Annotated in this window: 12 protein-coding genes and 4 pseudogenes; 4 read left to right on the top strand and 12 right to left on the bottom strand. The window is 65.1% G+C overall.

Translation table 11 applies throughout. The features are described from left to right. Positions 1–20: 20 nt before the first annotated feature. Positions 21–287, top strand: a pseudogene (locus IX761_RS25075) (Na+/H+ antiporter NhaC family protein); the annotation flags it as partial. 177 nt (positions 288–464) lie between these two features. Here the strand turns inward: IX761_RS25075 and IX761_RS25070 are convergent. The 4 genes and pseudogenes from IX761_RS25070 to IX761_RS25055 all read right to left on the bottom strand — a co-directional run. Beyond that, positions 465–749 (bottom strand): annotated as a pseudogene (locus tag IX761_RS25070) (peptide ABC transporter substrate-binding protein); the annotation flags it as partial. 10 nt (positions 750–759) lie between these two features. Further along, positions 760–1749, bottom strand: a pseudogene (locus tag IX761_RS25065) (FecR family protein); the annotation flags it as partial. A 233-nt stretch (positions 1750–1982) separates the two neighbouring features. Then, on the bottom strand, positions 1983–3326 hold the full coding sequence (locus tag IX761_RS25060; protein WP_194792180.1) for an OprD family porin: 1344 nt from the start codon (positions 3324–3326) through the stop codon (positions 1983–1985). 62 nt (positions 3327–3388) lie between these two features. Then, positions 3389–4555, bottom strand: coding sequence for a DUF1624 domain-containing protein (locus tag IX761_RS25055; protein WP_194792179.1), 1167 nt, complete (start codon positions 4553–4555; stop codon positions 3389–3391). Between the two features lie 264 nt (positions 4556–4819). On the opposite strand from IX761_RS25055, the gene IX761_RS25050 reads away from it, so the two are divergent. Next, a complete protein-coding gene (locus tag IX761_RS25050) occupies positions 4820–5446 on the top strand; it encodes a glutathione S-transferase family protein (RefSeq protein ID WP_194792178.1) in 627 nt (208 codons plus the stop codon). Positions 5447–5450: 4 nt separating this feature from the next. Next, on the top strand, positions 5451–5915 hold the full coding sequence (locus IX761_RS25045) for a hypothetical protein (RefSeq protein WP_323744614.1): 465 nt from the start codon (positions 5451–5453) through the stop codon (positions 5913–5915). A gap of 263 nt (positions 5916–6178) precedes the next feature. On the opposite strand, the gene IX761_RS25040 is transcribed toward IX761_RS25045, so the two are convergent. From IX761_RS25040 to pvdM, 6 genes are all read right to left on the bottom strand, one after another. Continuing rightward, positions 6179–8569 carry a TonB-dependent siderophore receptor gene (locus IX761_RS25040; RefSeq protein ID WP_194792177.1) on the bottom strand — a complete coding sequence of 797 codons (2391 nt, stop codon included), beginning with the start codon at positions 8567–8569 and terminating at the stop codon, positions 6179–6181. A gap of 129 nt (positions 8570–8698) precedes the next feature. Further along, entirely contained in the window at positions 8699–10345 is a 1647-nt protein-coding gene (locus IX761_RS25035) for a cyclic peptide export ABC transporter (RefSeq protein ID WP_194792176.1), read from the bottom strand. 9 nt (positions 10346–10354) lie between these two features. Next, on the bottom strand, positions 10355–11686 hold the full coding sequence (locus tag IX761_RS25030) for a lysine N(6)-hydroxylase/L-ornithine N(5)-oxygenase family protein (RefSeq protein WP_194792175.1): 1332 nt from the start codon (positions 11684–11686) through the stop codon (positions 10355–10357). Between the two features lie 82 nt (positions 11687–11768). Next, on the bottom strand, positions 11769–12665 hold the full coding sequence (locus IX761_RS25025) for a formylglycine-generating enzyme family protein (RefSeq protein ID WP_194792174.1): 897 nt from the start codon (positions 12663–12665) through the stop codon (positions 11769–11771). A 23-nt stretch (positions 12666–12688) separates the two neighbouring features. Continuing rightward, a complete protein-coding gene (locus IX761_RS25020; protein ID WP_194792173.1) occupies positions 12689–13972 on the bottom strand; it encodes an aminotransferase class V-fold PLP-dependent enzyme in 1284 nt (427 codons plus the stop codon). A gap of 18 nt (positions 13973–13990) precedes the next feature. Then, positions 13991–15334 carry a pyoverdine-tailoring dipeptidase-like protein PvdM gene (gene pvdM / locus IX761_RS25015; protein WP_194792172.1) on the bottom strand — a complete coding sequence of 448 codons (1344 nt, stop codon included), beginning with the start codon at positions 15332–15334 and terminating at the stop codon, positions 13991–13993. A 185-nt stretch (positions 15335–15519) separates the two neighbouring features. On the opposite strand from pvdM, the gene IX761_RS25010 reads away from it, so the two are divergent. Beyond that, a complete protein-coding gene (locus IX761_RS25010; RefSeq protein ID WP_194792171.1) occupies positions 15520–15936 on the top strand; it encodes a hypothetical protein in 417 nt (138 codons plus the stop codon). A gap of 76 nt (positions 15937–16012) precedes the next feature. Here the strand turns inward: IX761_RS25010 and IX761_RS25005 are convergent, their stop codons facing one another. Together IX761_RS25005 and IX761_RS25000 are read right to left on the bottom strand one after the other, a co-directional pair. Continuing rightward, entirely contained in the window at positions 16013–18193 is a 2181-nt protein-coding gene (locus IX761_RS25005; protein ID WP_194792170.1) for an ATP-binding protein, read from the bottom strand. A 1153-nt stretch (positions 18194–19346) separates the two neighbouring features. Further along, positions 19347–19465, bottom strand: a pseudogene (locus IX761_RS25000) (LysR family transcriptional regulator); the annotation flags it as partial.

Raw genomic sequence — 19465 nt, 5'->3', positions numbered from 1 at the left:
GCCTGTAGGAGCGGCCTNCGTTCTCCACCGTGCCGATCCTGGCGGCGATCTTCGTGCCGCTGTGCGTGCAGCTGGGCTTCGACCCGGTGGCCACGGTGTGCATCGTCGGTACCGCCGGGGCGCTGGGCGATGCGGGTTCACCGGCTTCGGACTCGACCCTGGGGCCGACTTCGGGGCTGAACGTGGATGGCCAGCACCACCATATCTGGGACACCGTGGTGCCGACCTTCATCCACTACAACCTGCCGTTGCTGGCGTTTGGCTGGTTGGCGGCGATGACGTTGTAGGATTGACGCGCAGCCTGTAGGAGCGGCCTTGCCGGGGCGCCGGACCGGCCGGAAAGGGGTGCGTAGCGCCCCCAGGATCTCGAGTACGCCCAAGATCGCCGGGGCCGCTGCGCGCCCCTTTCCGGCCGGTCCGGCGCCCCGGCAAGGCCGCTCCTACAGGGCGCGCGCTGAGCGGCCTCAGCCGCGGCTTGGGGGCGGGACGATGCGGTTGAGGACGGTGCTGCCGTCCTTGCTGCGGGTGAGGTACACCGGCAGCACCTTGGGTAGCGTATCGACCAGGCGCGACACTTCGCGGGTGTTGTAGATACCGCTGATGCGGATCTTCGCGGTGCTGTCGTCGGCCAGGCGCAGGGGTTGTTCCAGGTAGCGGTTGATCACCGGCAGCGCCTGGGCCAGGGTCAGGTTGTCCAGCACCAGCTTGCCGTTGCGCCAGGCCAGGCTGTTGCCGAAGTCGTCGCTCTGGCTGANGGCTTGGGGGCGGGACGATGCGGTTGAGGACGGTGCTGCCGTCCTTGCTGCGGGTGAGGTACACCGGCAGCACCTTGGGTAGCGTATCGACCAGGCGCGACACTTCGCGGGTGTTGTAGATACCGCTGATGCGGATCTTCGCGGTGCTGTCGTCGGCCAGGCGCAGGGGTTGTTCCAGGTAGCGGTTGATCACCGGCAGCGCCTGGGCCAGGGTCAGGTTGTCCAGCACCAGCTTGCCGTTGCGCCAGGCCAGGCTGTTGCCGAAGTCGTCGCTCTGGCTGAGCGAGGGTTCGAAATCACCCTTGTGGTAGCTGGCCTGCATGCCCGGGCCAAGGCGGTAGCCGCCGGCGTTGCCATCGTTGCTGACCAGCACCGAGCCTTCCACCAGCGTCACCTTGACCTGGTCCTCGTATTTCCACACGTTGAACTGGGTGCCGGTGACCCGGGTCTGGCCGTTGCCGGCGCGGACAATGAACGGGTGGCTGCTGTCGTGCTCGACCTTGAAGAACGCCTCGCCCTTGATCAGCTTGACCCGGCGCTCGTCCTTGTAATTGAGAAAGCGCAGCTCGCTGTTGAGGTTGAGCTCCACCTGGCTGCCGTCGCTCAGCTGAACCTGGCGCACCTGGTTGCTGGCTTCGAAGTGCTGGTAACTGTTGGGTAGCCAGCCTTGCTCCCAACCGACCCAGCCGGCCAGGGGCAGGGCGAGCAGGGCGATGGCCGCCGCCGAGGCGAACGGCCGCCAGTGACGGGCGGGGGCCTGTTGGCGGGGCTTGAACTCGACCACCTGGGCGCTGCGTGGCAACAGGTCGGCGGTTTGCCAGATCTCCAGCATCGCCTGGTATTCCGCGGCGTGACGCGGATCAGCCGCCTGCCAGCGCTGGCACGCCTCGCGTTCCGCCGCCGAACAATCGTCGGCGTGCAGGCGCATGCACCAATGCGCGGCGGCATCGGTAATGGCATCGTCTTCGCTGGGGTTGAGGCGGTCCTGGTTCATTGCGGCTCCCGGTTTTGCGGCATTCTACCCCTTGGGGCGGGGTTCCGAGAACGAGTTAATGGCGAATGACTATCAATTGTAGGAAATTTCCTCGTAGTTGCGCATGGCTCCCATCTGCTTTGGGCTGATCGCGAAGCAGAATGACTGAGTCAGTTCAGAGCCACTGGTAGCAGTACGGGATTCGCAAACCCGCTCCCACAGGAATGCGCGCTGATCCTTAGTTGAGTGGGTGTTTAAAGCCTTCCAGCCACTGGCCATTCTACTGCCAGCCTGATCTGGTCCGCGTCCAGCTCAGCCTGAGCAGCACTGCCCCGGTGCACGTTGTACCTCAGCGAGAAGGCGGTATCCTTGGCCTTCCCGGCTTGCACCACATACCGCGCCTCCAGGTCCCGCTCCCAGTGCCGACCGTCCTTGCCATACCCCAGATATGCATACCCACCGCGCTGATCCACGTGCGTCCCATCAATGTCGAACCCGCGCACATACAACGCCGTCAGGCTCAACCCCGGCACGCCATACACCCCCATGTTCAGGTCATAGCGCGCCTGCCACGACTTCTCGTTCGGCGCATTGAAGTCGGACAGCTGCACGGCGTTACCCAGGAAAATCGCCCCCCGTGTCACGTAGTCGAACGGCGTGTTCCCATCCACTTGCTGCCAGCCAAGGCTGAAGGTATGCGGCCCCTGGGCATAGCGCCCGATCAGGCTCCAGGTGGTGTTGTCGATGCGCCCGGACAGGGCCTTGCCGGTGTCGGTGGTGCGGTACAGGTTCAGGTCCAGCCCCAGGCTGCGCTGGGCGTCGAGCGCATGGCTGAGCGTGCTGCCCAGGTAGTGCTGGTTCCAGCTGTCCTCGTAGCGCGAGGTGTACAGGCTGGCGCTGGCATTGGCGCTGGGGCTCCACACCGCGCCGGCGAGGTCGAGGGTGTTGCCCTGGCGGCCGTTGGAGTAGTTCACCACGAAGCCCTGGTCGTGGCTGCTGGCGTTGCGGTCGGTGCTTTCGGTGAAGTGCCCGGCCACCAGCTTGAGCCGGTCGATCTCGTTGGAGGTGAGGAACCAACCGGTGGCGGTCTCGGGCAGCAGGCGGCTGTCGGAGGAGCTGAACACGGGGGTCTTGACCCGCTGTTCGCCGTAGGACAGCACGGTGTTGGCCATGCGCAGTTTCACCGCCGCGCCGGCCCGGCTGTATTCATCCTTTGGGTGCCCGTCGTTGTCGACACCGAGCAACCGGGCTTTGCCGGCGCGGCCGCCGCCGCTGTCCAGTTGCACGCCGAGGTAGGCGTGGGCGTCAACACCGACGCCGACCAGCCCTTGGGTGAAGCCGGAGTTGAACGTGCCCATCAAGCCGTAGGCCCATTCCTCGGCCTTGCCGCTGCGCTCGGTGCGGGGTTTGTAGGCGTTGCGCGCGGCGCCATTGCGCCCGCCGTGGCGGTAGTCGCGCTGGTCGAACACGCTGCGGTTGAGCAGGTTCCAGGTGCTGTCGTCGATGAAGCCGTTGGCCTGTGACTGGGCGGAATCGGCAAAGGCGCAAGTGGCGGATGCAAGCGGGAGGAACAGCAGGGCGGTGGCGCGCGGCGGCATGGTAGAGCGTCCAGGGGAAGAAGAGGGGAAGGTGGCCGGCAATGGCCACCTCCGGGCCGGTTTCAGAAGTACTTGAGCCAGGCGATATCGCGACGGCGGGCCTTGAGGCGGGCGAACCAACGCACCGGCAGGTACAAGGCGATCGCCAGCAGCACGGCGGTCAGCCACACCGCAGCGATACCGTCGAAGCCGAAGTAGTCGCCGTGGTTGTGCCCGAACAGGGCGACGCTGGCCAGGTACAGCACTTTGAGCACATACAGGTGCAGCAGGTAGAAGAACATCGGCGCTGCGCCGAACACGGCCAGCGGGCCGATCCAGCGGGCGCTGCCGGCACGCTCGAAGCCGCGCAGCAGCAACAGCCCGGCGCCCAGGGTCAGGGCCAGGAACAGCAGCGACGGCGGGTACTTGGTGATGTTGAAGAAGCTCATCAGTGTCTGTGTGATCGTCGGGTATACGCTCCAGGGCGCCTCGCCGTAGCCATTGAGCAAGCGCAGTACGACGAAACCGAGCAGGGCGGCGGCGCCGGCCAGCAACAGCCGCCGCTGGCGGGTGGCGGCATCGGCGCCACGGCCGAACCAGGGGCCGATGCCGTAGCCCAGGGCGATCACGCCGATCCATGGCAGCACCGGGTACGAGGTGCGCAGGCGAAGGCTGTCGCTCGCTTCGAGCCAGCCACGGTCATGCAGGATCGCCCACGGTACGTGCAGCGCCGACCCCGGCCCGAAGTGCACACCATCGAGCAGGTTGTGCCCGGCGACGATCGCCGCACCCACTGCCAACAGCGCCGGGCGTGGCAGCCACACCAGCAGTGACAGGGCGATCATGCTCACGCCGATGGCCCAGATCACTTGCAGGTAGATCACGCTCGGCGGCAGCTGGAAGGTCCAGGCGAAGTTGACCAGGGTGAACTCCAGCACCACCAGGAACAGCCCGCGCTTGAACAGGAACGTCGCCACATCGCCACGGCCTTGGTGTTTTTCGCCGTACAGCCAGGCCGACAGCCCGGTCAGCAGCACGAATACCGGGGCGCACAGGTGGGCCAGGGTGCGGCTGGCGAACAGGCTGGGGTCGGTGGCGTCGATACTCATCGGGTCGCTGACCTGGCGGTGCAGGAAGAAGGTTTCGCGCACGTGGTCGAGCAGCATGAACAGGATCACCAGGCCGCGCAGGGCGTCGATGCTCTGCAGGCGCTGGGTGAGCAGGGTGGGGGAGGCGGTGGCGCTGGTCATTGGCAAGGGTCGCAGGCAAGAATGAATGTCAAATGAAACGTTATCTTATAACTCTATGGTGGCGTATGAACAGCGCTGTCTTGCATTTTTATGGGTGTTAACCCGGCTCTTCGGGATGCGTTACCGGGCAGGCGCCCAGGTGCATGGCACAGGCTTTGCCTGTGTTCGCGGGGCCAGCCCGCTCCTACAGGGAGCGTGATCAGATGCGGCGAACTCGGCTACAGTGGCGTCCACCGCCACGGCAACGCCAGGGAATGAACGCTCATGTCCGAATACAGGCTCCACTGCTTCGCAGAATCCGGTAACGCCTACAAGGCCGCGCTGATGCTCGAACTCACCGGCCAGGATTGGCAGCCGGTGTTCGTCGATTTCTTCCACGGCCAGACCCGCGGGGAGGACTGGCGCGAGGCGGTCAACGAGCAGGGCGAGGTGCCGGTGCTGGAGCATGCCGGCGAGAAACTCACCCAGTCGGCGCTGATTCTCGAATACCTGGCCGAACGCACTGGCCAGTATGGTCCGCGCGATGACGCCGAGCGGCGCGAGATCTGGCGCTGGATGCTGTTCGACAACCACAAGTTCACCAGCTACTACGCCGCGCTACGGTTCATCTTCTGCCTGAAGAAGATGGGCGAGTCGGACATCACCCGGTTCCTGCGCGAGCGCGCCCGGGCGGCATACCAGATCGTCGATGCACACCTGGCCAAGCAGCCGTTCATGGTCGGTGGGCGGTTGACCATCGCCGATCTGTCGCTGGCGGGGTATGTGTTCATGCCCGAAGACACCGGGCTTGAGGTGACCGAGTTCACCCATATCGAGGCGTGGAAGAAGCGGATCCAGGCGGTGCCGGGGTGGAAGCACCCGTATGAGCTGATGCCGCGTGCGGCGGGGTGAGGCCGTGGTTGATTTTGCCAGCACAGGCCAGTTCGCCGGCAAGCCGGCTCCTACGATTGCCAGCACACCCGCGGCTCTGCTGTTCGCGCTGCTGCTGGCCTTGCCCTGCGCCTCGGCCCTGGCCGACAGCTGCCGGCCGAACATCCATGGCGGCGAGGATTGTCGCTACAGCAACGGCACCACATCGTCCAGCCGCAGCAATATCCACGGCGGCTTTGACACTCGCTACAGCGATGGCCGTCGCTCCAGCAGCCGTGCGAACATTCACGGTGGCCAGGACACCCGCTACAGTGATGGCAGCACCTCCACCAGCCATTCGAACATTCACGGTGGTCAAGACACCCGCTACAGCGATGGCAGCACTTCCAGAAGTCGCGCCAACATCCACGGTGGCCAGGACACGCGCTACAGCAATGGCAAGACCACGCGCAGCCGGCAGAACATCTTCGGCGGCCAGGACAGCCGCTGAGGCGGCAGCACTGCGCCTGCAGGGTGCCGCGCGAGTTTGATCATTGAGGGGCAGCGGTATGGCGCCCAAGTATCTGTCTTGGGATCGCATGTAGGCCACCACGCGCCTGCCGACAGATCTTAAGCGCCCTCGCGATCGAGCGCCGCCCGGCGGCGCATCGCTGGTAAGTCGCAGCGGCGAACCGCAGCTCCCGCAGTAACGCGCACCCACAAAAAAGCCGGAGGCGCTTGCGCGCACTCCGGCTTTGTTTTACCTGCCTGCGATCAGTAGCTGGCGCGCAGGGTCAGGGTCAGGTTGCGTGGCTCGCCGTAGAAGTTCGAACCCCAGGCGCTGTCGACGCGGTCGTAGTACTTGCGGTCGAAGATGTTGTTGGCGGTCAGGGTCGAGCTCAGGTTCTCGTTGAACTTGTAGCCGATCTGCGCGGTGCTGACCGCGTAGCCGCCCTGGACGAAATCAACGTCGCCACGGGTGTAGTGGGTGGCGCTGACCACGCGGGTACCACCGGCCACATGGAAGCCCTTGAGCGAGCCGTCGAGGAACTCGTACTTGGTCCACAGGTTGAAGTTGTGCTTCGGCGTGATGGTGCTGAACTGGCTGCCCTTGGCCACACCGTTGGTGGTGTCGTCTTCGAGCAGCTTGGTCATGGTGAAGGCGTAGCCGGTGACGATGCTCCAGTTGTCGGTCAGGTTGCCGGTCAACTCGGTTTCCCAGCCCTGGCTGCGCACCTTGCCGCTGGCTTCGTAGCCGTTGACGCCGTTCCACTGGGCGCGGTTCTCGTCGAAGATCTGGAACATCGCCAGCGACGCGTTCAGGCGGCCGTCCAGCAGTTCCTGCTTCAGGCCCACTTCATACTGCTTGCCTTTGTGCGGGCCGACCATCTGCTTGCCGGTGGCGTCGGTCTCGCTTTGTGGGCGGAACACGCTGGTGTAGCTGGCGTAGGCCGACAGGTCCGGGGTCAGCTTGTAGGTGATGGCACCGTACGGGATGGCCTTGGCGTTGGTTTCGGTGGACGGGTTGCCGAAGTTGTTGAAGAAGGTGTTGGCGTTCTTCGCATCGGCATCGAACCAGGTCACCCGCGAGCCGAGGATCACGTCCAGTTCGTCGGTGATGTTGAGCTTGGTGCGGCCGTAGATGCCGTACTGGGTGCTCTTGGAGTAGTTGAAGTTGGTGTGCGGCATGTCCTGGTGCGGCAGGTCGTTGGCACCGGTGATACCAATCGGGAAGCCATCGGCATAGCCGTCGCCGTCGGCATCCACGGTGCCGTAGGTGAAGGCCTTGTCCAGGTGCTGGTATTCACCACCCAGGGTGAACTCGTGGGTGCGCCCGGCGAAGGTGAACGGCGAGGTGACGAAGCTGTCCAGGCCCAGGGTCTTGATGCGCGTGTAGTACGAGTACATCGAAGCCATGGCGGTGTTGGTGGTCGGGTCGACACCGTCGGTGGTCCAGCTGAACTCGCGGGTCGGGGTGCGCGCGTCGCGGTAGGTCAGCGAGGTCTTCCACTGGCCGCCGTTGTCCAGGGCGTGGTCGAGCTCGGTGAAGGCCTCCCAGGTTTCTTCCTTGAGGGTGTTCCACTTGGCGTCGACGTAGGTGTGGCGCGGCACGTCCAGCAGCTTGCCGTTGGAGTAGGCGGGCAGGCCGAAGGCCGGGGTGGAGTCGTTCTTCTGGTAGGCGCCGCCCATCGACAGGGTGGTGCTCGGGTCCAGGTCGAACTCCAGACGACCGTAGAACATCGGGCGCTCGTTCTCGACGTGGTCGACGAACGACTTGTTGTTCTCGTAGGCGGTGACCGCGCGGCCACGGATGGTGCCAGCGTCGTTCAGCGGGCCGGTGACGTCGACCATGGTGCGGTAGCGGTCCCAGGAACCGGCGGACACTTCACCGTTGAGGCCGAACTTGTCCAGGGCGCGCTTGCGCACCACGTTGATGGTCCCCGACGGCTCGCCGGAGCCTGCGTACAGGCCGCTCGGGCCGCGCAGCACTTCGACGCGGTCGTACATCGCCAGGTCGAAGCTGGTGGCCATGTCGCCCTGGCCGGTGATCTGCGAAACGCCATCGACCTGCACCTGGTCCACCAGGAAGCCGCGCATGTACACGTCGTTCAGGCTGGAGCCGGTGTTGTAGGTCTTGATGGTGGCACCAGTGACCTGGCGCATCGCGTCCTGCAGGTTGTTCATGTTCTGGTCATCCATGCGCTGGCGGGTGACCACGGTCACCGACTGCGGGATGTCCTTCAAACGCTCGGTGCCCTTGCCGATGGTCACGGCTTGGGCTGCGTAGGAGTGAGTGCCTTCGGAAGTGGCGGTCAGCGCCTTGCCGTCGATCTGGACGTTCCCCAACTCCAGAGCTTCGCCGCTCGAGGGCCCCTGCAGGGTGACCTGCGAGCCGTCGACGCTGTAGCGCACATCGGTGCCCTGCAGCATCAGGCGCAGGGCCTGCTGTGGCTCGTAGCGGCCGTTGACCGCGGTGGAGCGCTTGCCGCCGACGGTGTCGGGGCTGAACAGAATCTGCAGGTTGGTCTGCTGGCCGAGGGCCTGCAACGCCGAGCCCAGCGACTGGGCCGGGATGTTCAGCTGGATCTCCTGGGCCTGGACGATGGCTGCGCATGGCAGCAGGAGGGCCAGGGCCAGAGGTGACAGTGCGTGTTTGACAGACATCGTGCTTCCTTCGAAGGAACTTGTAGTTTTGGGTAATGAGAGTTGTTCGTATTCAAGAAGAAGACGCATGGCCTTCTGGAAACCGGAAAACATTTTTTTCACAAACGCGAAAAAAAACGCGCCTGGGGCTCAGGCGCGTTCGGTGAGGGGGTGCAGTTGGCCGCCGCGAACTTCCACCAGCTGGTCGGCAAGGTCGAAGTAGCGGTCGTCGTGGGAGATCACGATCACCGTCCTGCCCTGGCGTTTGAGGTCCGGCAGCAGCTCGGTGTAGAACACCTTGCGGAAGGCCGGATCCTGGTCGGCGGCCCACTCGTCGAACACCAGCACCGGGCGCTCGTCGAGCCAGGCGTGCAGCAGCGCCAGGCGCTTGCGCTGGCCGGTGGACAGGTCGGTGGTGGTGAAGGCGCCGTCGCGGATGGTCACCTTGTGCGCAAGCTCCAGGCGTTCCAGGTAGGCCTGGGTGTGCTCGGGCAATACGCCCTTGCGTTCGAGCAGCTCCTGGAACAGGAAGAAGTCGGCGAACACCGTGGTGAACAGCTGGCGGTAGTCGTCGCGCTGGGCGGCGCCGACCGCCTGGCCGTTGAGCAGCACCTCGCCGCCGTCGGGCTCGTACAGGCCCAGCAGCAGCTTGATCAAGGTGGTCTTGCCACTGCCGTTGTGGCCGACGATGAACAGCAGCTCACCCGGCTGCACCTTGAGGTTCAGCGGGCCCATGCGAAACGGCGCCAGGCCGTCGACGCTGGGGAAGGTGTAGCTGACTTCGCGCAGTTCCAGGCTGTGCAGCGCCTGGCGTTCGCCGGCCTCGCGGTCGGGCAGCAGGTGCGGCTCGGGGGTGGAGAAGGCGGCGTTCATCTCGGCGATGCGCTTGAGCGCCACGGCGTTGCGGCTGATCAGCGGCAGCAGGCCGAGTACCGACTCCATCGGCCCCTTCATGAACAGCAAGGTCATGACGAAGCCGCTGAGCACGCTGCTCTGCACCGGTACGCCCCAGGTCTGCAGGCCCAGGCAGATGCCGATGACCATGAAGAACAGCAGCGAGCCGAAGGTGCTGGCACTGAGGAAGATGTTCACCGAGCGGATCTGCAGCTTGGCGATGCGCTCGACGGTGGGGATCACCTGCTCGCGGTACAGGGTGCGTCGGCGCTGGCGGTGCATGCGCAGCTCCTTGGCACCCTCGGCCATGCCGCGGTAGAACTTCTGCAGCTGGTCCTCTTCCTCGCGCGCGGCCTCGAAGCCGCCCATGCCCTTGGCCCGTGCCACGTACTGGGCGATACAGCCCAGCACCACGGCGCTGGCGGTGATCAGGAACATCGGCCCGTCGAGCATGGCCAGGTAGCCCAGGCAGCCGAGGGTCACGGTCAGCGACACGATCAACTGCGGCAGGCCGAAGGTGAAGTCGCTGACGGTGTCGATGTCGTGGGTCAGCACCGGGATCAGGCGGTGGCTGCGGTAGCGTTCGAGCTGTTCGATCGGCGCGCACAGCACCTTGCCGCCCAGCGCCACGCGCAAGCGCGCGATCACGTGCTGGCCGACGTAGTTGGTGCCGATGTTGGCGGCGATGGCGCAGCCCAACGCCAGCGCACACAGCCCGGCAAAGCCGAGCATGACGGCGCTGCCGATGGCCTCGCCGCTGTGCATCAGGGTGTTGATCCGCGCCAGCAGGGCGGTCACGCTCAGGCCGCCGACGATCCCCAGGACGATCGAAACCCCCAGGGTCGGCAGCAGCGGGCGCAGGATCGCCAGCAGTTCACGGGTGGTTGCCTTAGTGGAGCTCATCAGCCGTCCTCAGGAAAGCGCCGCGACGGCGTCGCGCAGCCCGGCACGCTGGCTGGCCAGGGTCTGGTACAGCGACTGGCCGATCTCGCTGGCGCGCATCGGCAGCACCGACAGCAGGGTGTCGGACAGGCCGTGGGAGCTTTCGCAGAAGCCTTGCAGGTACACCGCCGCTTGCAGGTCGTCGCTGGCCAGGGCGCGGTAGTCGCGGTCGACCACGAAGTCCTTCAGGTGCTGTTGCAGCGGCGCCAGCAGGTCGCGGTGCGAGCGGCGCTCGTAGCCGGTGGCGAGGATCACCGCGTCGTAGCGGTGGGTCTGCATCTGGTGGGTGGCCAGGTCCTGCAGGGTCAGCTCGATGCCTTGCGCGGTGGCAGTGGCGGCCTCCACCTGGCGGCGGCAGAGCACGGCGTGGCGGTACTGGTGGGCGACCTTCTGGCGGTAGAGGATGCCGTAGATGCGCTCGAGCAGGTCGACGTCCACCACCGAGTAGTTGGTGTTGTGGTACTCGTCGATCAGCTTCTTGCGCTCGGGCAGGGTCTGGTTGAACACCAGGTCGGTGTACTGCGGGGCGAAGATCTCGTTGACGAACGGGCTGTCGTCGGCCGGTTTCAAGGCCGAGGCGCGCACGATCATGTCGACCTTCACCGACGGGTAGCTGTCGTTGAGGTCGATGAATGCCTCGGCGGCACTCTGGCCGGAGCCGACGATGGCGATGCGCATCGGCTTGCCTTCGGCGCAGGGCAGGGCGGCCAGGCTTTGCAGGTAGCTGGAGTGGTGGAATACCCGTGGGTCGTCCTTGAACGCGGCGAAGGTCGCCGGCACTTTCGGCGTGCCGCCGGTACCGACCACTACCGAACGGGCCAGGCGGCGCAGTTCATGGCCGTTGTCGTCGCGGGAGATCACCGCCAGGTGCGCGATGCGCCCGCCTTCGAGCACCGGCTCGATGCGCAGCACCTGCTCGCCGTAGGCGGCCTGGGTGGCGAAGTGCTCGGCGGCCCAGCGCAGGTAGTCGTTGTACTCCAGGCGGCAGGGGTAGAAGGTGCCCAGGTTGATGAAGTCGACCAGGCGCTGCTTCTGGTGCAGGTAGTTGACGAAGCTGTAGGGGCTGGTGGGGTTGCGCAGCGACACCAGGTCCTTGAGGAAGGAGATCTGCAACTCGCTCTGGGTGGCCAGGGTGTTGCCGTGCCAGCGGTAGTCGCGCTGCTTGTCGATGAACAGCGCATCGAGGGCGTAGCCGTTGGTTTCGGCGAGTTCTTCCAGGGCGATGGCCAGGGCCAGGTTGGACGGGCCGAAGCCTACGCCGATCAGGTCGTGGAGGGTGTCAGGGGTGCGGGTCTGGCTCATGGGGCGGTTCCTCGGGTTCGTCGGAGGTGGGGCGCCCCATGGGGCGCCCGGTCCTGCACAAGTACACCGATAGAACGAGCCGTCAGCCGTGCAATTTAGAACGATTCTCAGCGTGCAGTTCACGCACTACGCGAAAGCCGATCCAGTCGCCACGGTCTTCGGGGTAGGTCTGGTTGCGGTTGGCCGAACGGGAGAACACCGGCGCCTCGCCCCAGTCGTTGCCGCGCAGTTGCACCAGCTCGCAGTTGGCCGCTTTCCAGGCGCTGCCATCGCTGGGGGCGCCGACGTAGCTGTCGTGGTAGCAGTCGGCGGTCCACTCGTAGACGTTGCCGTGCATGTCGTAGACGCCGAAGGCGTTGGCCGGGTAGCTGCCCACCGGGGCGGTGTAGCTGTAGCCGTCGCGCGGCCCATACACGTTGGCGTGCTGGGTGATCTGGTAGTCCTCGCCCGGGTCCATGGGGAAGGGGAACGGCCCTGTGCTGCCAGCGCGGGCGGCGTACTCGCGCTCGGCCTCGCTGATCATGCGGTAGGTGTGGCCGGTCTTCTTCGACAGCCACGCGACATAGTTCTCGACATCCTTGAAGCTCATGCACACGGCCGGTTGGCGCGGGCCCATCTTGTAGCGCGGGATGCTGTTCTTGCATTCGCGCCCGGGGCGGTCGTCGCCGTCGGCGATGACCGTACCGGTCTCCTTGAGGTAGGCCTGCCACTCACCGGCGGTGATGTGGAAGCGGCTGATGGCGAAGGTGTCGCTGAAGGTCACCAGGTGCATCGGGCCTTCGTCGTCCTGGCGGCCGACTTCATCGGGCGGGCTGCCCATCTGGAAGCTGCCGGCGGGCAGCACGACCATCTCGGGGCAATCCTTGCAGTCCTTGAACACCTCGCCGGGCTTGTGTTCGTGCGCGGCCTGCGCCGGGCCTGCGAGCAGGCAGCCGAGCAGGCCGAGCAGCGATAACGGGCGTAGCAGGTTCACTGGCATGGGGCAGTTCCTTCCTTTGGCTTTCAGAGCTTGCGGGTGAGCAGGGCGAGGGTGCGGTCGATCTCCTGCTCGTTGTTCAACAGGCCCGGGGCGGTGCGGATCACCGGGCCGACATCGCGGTACACGGCGTCGACCATCACCTTGTTTTCGATCAGGTAGTTGGCGTACGGGTCCTGGTCTTCCTGGGCCTTGACCCGGAAGAAGGTGAAGCCGGCGGAGTATTCGTTGCCGCGCGGGGTCACCAATTGCAGTTGCTTGTTCTCCCGCACGCGTTCCTTGAAGTAGTCGTTGAGCTGGTGGATGCGCGCCTGCACGTCGGCCTTGCCCAGTTGCAGGTGCAGCTCGAAGGCCTTGCCCACCGACCAGCGGTGCTCGAAGCCGTGGTAGCCGCCGGGGGTCATGATGGTGGCGAAGTCCTCGTCCTCGGAGAAGGTGGCGAAGGTCGGCACCAGGTGCTCTTGGAGCTTTTCGCTGGCGGCGCAGATCAGGCCGGTGCCACGCGGGCCGAAGATCCACTTGTGGGTGCCGGCGATGAAGTAGTCGCAGTTGAAATCGGCGAAGCGTGCGTTCTCCACGCCAAAACCGTGCACGCCGTCGACCACGTAGATGATCCGGTCCTTCTCGTCGCGGTTGCGGTTGTGCTTGCGCACCAGTTCGCCGATCTGCCCCACCGGCAGCTTGACGCCGCTGCCCGAGTGCACCCAGGTCATGGCCAGCACGCGGGTGTTGGGCTGGATGGCCTTGTCGAGGGTTTCCAGCACGCGCGCGGTGCTGATGTCCCACGGCTCGTCGAACAGGCGGATCTTGCGCACCTGGGTGCCCTGGCGACGCTGGCGCAAATCGAAGCTGGTGTTGGCCGAGTAGTGTTCGTGCTCGGTGGTGAGGATCTCCTGGTGCGGCGCCACTTGCAGCCCCGCGTAGATCATGCCCAGGCCCTCGGTGGTGCTGCCGGTCAGGGCGATCTGGCGTGGCTTGACCTCCAGGTAGCGCGCGGCCCAGTCGCGCACTTCGGCTTCACGCTTCCACACCGCCTGGCTGTGCCAGTCCATCCACTGCGCGGGGTTGCGGTCGAGCTCTGCACGGAAGCGGTCGATGCTCTCCTGCACCGGGCGCGGGTGGGTGGTGACCAGGAAGTTGGACAAGTGGATCACCTCCGGCGCCTGGGGGAACAGGCTGCGCAGCTGGCGCCATTTGTCCTTGCCGGTGAGGGCGACGGGGGCCTGGGTGTTGGCCAGGGCGTGGGGCAGCATCGGCAGGGTGGCGGCCAGCAGGCCGGCCTGCTTGAGGAAGTTGCGGCGATTGCTCATGAACGTAGTGGGCCTTGATCAACGGTTGGCGACGGGGAGGGCGGCTTTTTGCACCTGTGCCCAGGCGCGCAGGAAGTTGCCGCCCCAGAGCTTCGCGATATCCGTTTCGCTGTAGCCTCGGGTGAGCAGTTCGGCGGTGACGTTGCGGATCTCGCCGACGTTGCTCCAGCCGTCCAGGCCGCCGCCGTCGTTGAAGTCCGAGCTGATGCCGACATGGTCGATGCCGACTTTCTTCACCGTGTAGTCGATGGCATCGACATATTGCTTGAGGGTGGCCTTGGGCTCCTCTTCGAGGATGCCGTACAGCGAGCTTGCGTATTCGCCGAAGCGCGCCTCGGGCCAGATGGCGATCACCGCGTCGCCCGGCATCAGGGCGTTGGCCAGCCCTTGCAGCGGTTGCAGGTCGAAGCGCGCGCGCAGGGCGTCGAGCTTGTCCAGCACCGGCTTGCCGAGCGGCTTCAAGTACTGGCCAAAACCAACCACCTGGATCACCCCGCCGCTGTCCTTGATCAGCTGCATCTCCTTGTCGGAGAGATTGCGCGGGATGTCCACCAGCGCCCGTGGCGCCGAATGCGAGGCGACCATGGGCGCGCGCGACAGGCGGGCGACGTCTTCCAGGGCCAGGGTGGACATCTGCGACACGTCGATGATCACGCCCAGGTCGTTGAGGCGCTTGACCGCCTGCTCGCCCAGCGGCGACAGCCCGCCCAGGGCGTCGGCGCTGTCGTTGAAGAACGGCAGCGGGCGCGAGGAATCAGCCCAGTCGTTGTTGCCGGTGTAGCTGAAGCCGAACATGCGCATGCCGCGCGCGGCCCACAGGTCCAGTTGCGACAGGTCGTGGCCCAGCGGGTAGGCGTTGAGCATGCTGATGAAGATGGCGAACTTGCCTTCGCCGTTCAGGCGCCGGAAGTCGTCGGGGGTGTAGGCGATACCCACCTGGTTGGGGAAGTCGCGGACCATGCCGCTGATGATCTTGTAGCGCACTTCCTGTTCGTTGCGCGCGGCATCGACGAAGCCGGGGGTAGGGCGGTGCGGGGCGTTGGCACCGTTCCAGATTTCCGGCCAGCCGAAGATGGTCAGCGCCGCGCCCGACAGGCGCCCGCGGTTGGCCTTGACCAGGTCGAACTGGCCCGGGCCGTCCTTGTCCAGCTCGTTGCCGGCACTGCCCAGGTCCAGCGGCACGGTGATGTGGCTGTCGAACGACAGCATGTGCTCGTGCAGCGCGTCGGCCTGCTGGACGATCTTGCGTGGGTAGCCGGCCTCCTGCTGCCAGTAGAAGTAGCCGGCGGCACTCCCCAGGGCGACCGCCAGGGCCAGGGGCAGGCCGATGTACAGGGCTTTGCGGGAACGGGTCTTGGTCATTGCCATCTCGTTGCAGGGCTGATCGGATCGACCCACCGGCGGCGCACGTGCGCCCGGGCGGGGCTCGGGTATCAGGTGGACGAATGGCGAGGGGGCAAATTTATCGTTGAACGGTGGTTCAAGTTCTGCACGAGATGGCCGATAGCCAGGTTATCGAATGGACCCACCCAAGGCAGGTAAAGGACATGGTAGGTATCAGCAATCTGAACATCGGCGCGCTCACCAGCGCGAATACCAAGGCCAGCGAGCAGGGCGAAGCCAAGGCGACCCTGGGCGTCGACATGAGCGGCGTGCGTGACACGGGCAAGACCCAGGACGCCAAGAAGGCCGAGGGCGGTGGCAGTGGCGAGCCGGCGCACATCCAGCAGATGCGCGAGATGATCAAAGAGCTGCAGAAGCAGTTGGCCGAGGCGCAGAAGCGACTGGCGCAGATCGCTGCGCAGAAGACCGACGAAGCCACCAAGCTGGCGGCGATCACCGCCCAGCAGGCCAATATCGCCACCCTCAGCGGGCAGATCCAGGCGGCCACCGCAGAGCTGCTCGAAGCCCTGACCAAGACCGGCGGCAGCAGCGCCGGCGGCATGGTCAGCACCCAGGCCTGATCGGTCTGCGCGCACTATCGCGGGGCAAGCCCGCTCCCACAACCTCACTGTGGGAGCGGGCTTGCCCCGCGATACGTCATGTATCCCCCAGCACCTTGCCCAGCATCTGGCACACCTGCTCGGCCGAATAAGGCTTGGCCAGGAATGCGAACCCCTGGTGCCCGCCCTCGGCGATGGCTTCGCTGTACCCCGAGGTGAGGATCACCGGCAGCGCCGGATGGCTGTCGCGCAGGCCACGGGCCAGGGCGAGGCCGCCGATGCCCGGCATCACTACGTCAGAGAACACCGCATCGAACGGCTCTTGCGCCGTGGCGATCTGCCCCAGCGCCTCCTCGGCACTGGTTGCCCAGCTGATCTGGTAGCCGTGGTCGCGCAGGATCTGCGCGGTGAAGCCGCCAACGTCCGGGTTGTCTTCCACCACCAGGATGCGCCGCCTTGCGCCGTGCGGGGCCAGCGGCGTGCCCGGGCCGATGGCCTGCACCTCGGTCATGGGCACTTGTGGCAGGTACAGGGTGAAGGTGGTGCCTTGGCCCTCGACGCTGTGCACCTGCACATCGCCGCCGGACTGCCGTGCGAAACCGAACACCTGGGACAGCCCCAGGCCGGTGCCATGGCCGGCAGCCTTGGTGGTGAAGAACGGGTCGAAGATGCGCTCGAGCAGGTGCGGGGCGATGCCGACCCCATTGTCGATCACCGAGATCGCAGCGAACGGTCCCGCTTGTGCGGCCTGGCCACGCAGCAGGGGTAGCGCTTTGTCCGCCTCCAGGCGCAGGCACAGCGTGCCTTCGCCGGCCATGGCATCGCGGGCGTTGATCATCAGGTTGATTACCGCGGTTTCCAGTTGGCCCAGGTCGGCGTGCACGTGGCAGGGCTGCTTGGGAAGTTCGATCTGGATATGGATGCGTGCGCCGGTGGCGGTGTCGAGCATGTCGGCCATGGCCTCGAGCCGGGGACCTGCGTCGAACACCTGCGGGCTGAGGGCCTGGCGGCGAGCGAAGGCGAGCAACTGGCCGGTCAGCTTGGCGCCGCGGTCGACGGTGTCGGCAACGGTCTTGAAGTAGCGGCTGCGGCGGGTTTCATCGAGGTCCGGGCGCTGCAGGAAGTGGATCGACGAACGGATGATGGTCAGCAGGTTGTTGAAGTCATGGGCCACGCCGCCGGTGAGCTGGCCGATGGCTTCGAGCTTCTGGGTCTGGCGCAGCACCGCCTCGGTGTGCAGCAACTGCGTGGTGCGCTCTTCGACCCGTTGTTCGAGGGTGGTGTTGAGCGCTTCGAGGGCGGCCATCGCCTGGTTGACCTCGGCATGGGCCTGGAAGCGCTGGATATGCGCCCAGCAGCGCTCGGTGACCTCGCCGATCAGGGCTTGCTCGTAGTGGGTCCAGTTGCGTGGCTGCCGGTCGTGGATGGCCATCAGCGCGGTGAGGTGGCCGTCCTTGATCAGTGGCATGCAGATGGTCGCGGTGATGCCGATGGCCTGGAACGTCGCCGACTCGAGCGGCGCCAGCTGCGTGAGGTTGTCGTTGATCACCAGGGGCAGGCCGGCGCGCAGGCGATTGACCGCCAGCTGGCCGAAGTCGGCCAGGCGGTACTGGCCGATCAGTCGCGGCGAGCCGGGGGCGACCCAGTCGCCGCAGATGGTGAAGCCGTCTTCGTCCGGGTCCATGACGGCGTACGCGCAACTGGACAGTTGCAGGTGCTCGCCCAGCAGCTGGGTGGTGGTGGCCATGATCCGTTCGGGGTCGGTGGCGTTGGCGGCGGCGCGGCCGAGGCTGTCGAGGAAGTTGAGTCGCTGGTTGGCGACCACGCTGGCGGTGGTTTCGGTGACCGTGTCGAGCATGCCGACGACGCGGCCGTCATGGTCGCGAATGGGGCTGTAGCAGAAGGTGAAATAGGCGCGTTCGGGGCTGCCGTGGCGTTCGATCAGCAGTGGGAAGTCTTCGATGTACACCGCTTCGCCGTCCAGGGCGCGCTGGGCCATGTGGCGGATTTCGCTCCAGGCTTCCTGCCAGACGTCGCTGAACGGCCGACCCAGGGCGGTGGGTTTGTCGCCGAGGATATGGGTGAAGGCGTCGTTGTGCAGGGTGATCAGCGAATTGCCCCACAGCACGGCTTGTGGGAAGCGCGAGGCCAGGCACAGGGCGACGGAGGTCTTGAGTACGTCGGGCCAGGTGTCCAGTGGGCCGAGCGGGGTCGATACCCAGTCGTGATCGCGGATGCTATCGGCCATGAGGCCTCCGCCGTCTAGCCATTTCGCCATGGGTCGTGCCGGTCCTTTTGCGGGGAGATATCAGGGTGCACTGAGATGGGGGCGTTGGCGAGGGTTTTTTCACGGTCGTGGTGGGGTGGGGTATGAATAATCACTTGTCACTTATTTGTCTGCTTACAAGTTTATTTAATTGCTTAATTGCTTAATTGCTTAATTGCTTAATTGCTTAATTGCTTAATTGCTTGGATTGGTTTTTATAACTCCCAGCATATCCATTTGCTTTGGTGACGCTTATTCACCTTTCCGCCCTTACGGCGGGTCACTTTTTGAAGCATCAAAAAGTAACCAAAAAATGCTCGCTCCATTCATACGGCCCCTGCGCTGCGCTCCGGGGTTCCCTCACTCCGGTCTTGCTCCCGGGAGTACGCACCGAAGGGCCATCCATGGCCCATCGGTGCTCGACGGGCATCCATGCCCGTCGCCTCCCTCCGCAAGCCCTCCGATCGGCCTCCTGAAGTCGCGAAGTTAGGGGCGGCGCCTATATTGGCGCAGCTGTCGCTAGTTGATTGTTTTGTTGGACTTCAAATTGCAATCGCTGGAAAGTCGCAGCGGCGAACCGCAGCTCCCACAGGTACTGCGCTGAACTCGAAACTTACGCGGTCACTGTGGGAGCCGGCTTGCCGGCGATGAGGCCATTACAAACAATACATCAATAACAATTGAACACTCATTGCTCTTGCTCTTGCTCTTGCTCTTGCTCTTGCTCTTGCTCTTGCTCTTGCTCTTGCTCTTGCTCTTGCTCTTGCTCTTGCTCTTGCTCTTGCTCTTGCTTCTAAGCGCGCAATAGTCCAGTCACCGCCAAACGCGACTTCAGGAGGCCGAGCGTAGGACTTGCGGAGCGGGGCGATGGGCATGGATGCCCATCGAGCACCGATGGGCCATGGATGGCCCTTCGGTGCGTCCACGCGGGAGCAAGGCCGGAGTGAGGGAACCCCGAAGCGAAGCGTAGGGGCCGGATGATGGGAGCAGGCGGTTTTGCTTACTTTTTCCAAGAAAAAAGTAAGCCGCCGTAAGGGCGGAAAGGTGAATAGGCGTCTCCATCGCCAACGGATATTCACGCAATACCAACACCCAAATAGTCTAAATTGCGGAACTCGGAACTCGGAACTCGGAACTCGGAACTCGGAACTCGGAACTCGGAACTTCACCCCCCCTCCCGCACCATCTCCAGAAACGTAGCCACCACCCGCCGCGTCCGCTGCTCGCTCAGGCACACCAGCGTCTCGGTCAAATGCCGCTGGCAATCGGTAATCGGTAACGCAC

It is taken from the genome of Pseudomonas sp. UFMG81 (assembly GCF_015354575.1).
Taxonomy (GTDB): domain Bacteria; phylum Pseudomonadota; class Gammaproteobacteria; order Pseudomonadales; family Pseudomonadaceae; genus Aquipseudomonas.
Note: the sequence above shows the minus strand (reverse complement) of the source record. Positions and strands in the feature narration are given on the sequence as shown.